General features: G+C 33.8%; 1 pseudogene. It reads right to left on the reverse strand.

The features are described from left to right. Positions 1-210 (reverse strand): annotated as a pseudogene (locus tag FDX22_RS30420) (acyltransferase); the annotation flags it as partial.

Here is a 210-nt window from a genome sequence, read left to right on the forward strand (position 1 = left end):
TAAAAAGTAAAACACACAATACATAAAAAAACAATTCAATAATAAGCGTCCAATAAACCCCAAACAAATCAGGAACGCCAAATACTGATTGAATCATTGTCATATTAAAAAGTACGACTTTCGCCTCTGGTTGCACATGAAAGAAAACCACAGACGTAATTACAGCTATAATGATTGAAAACCAATAGGCTGGGTAAAGCCTGAAAAACC

Origin of the sequence: Citrobacter sp. TBCS-14 (genome assembly GCF_005280805.1) — a bacterium.
In the GTDB taxonomy this organism is placed as follows: Bacteria; Pseudomonadota; Gammaproteobacteria; order Enterobacterales; family Enterobacteriaceae; genus Citrobacter; species Citrobacter gillenii.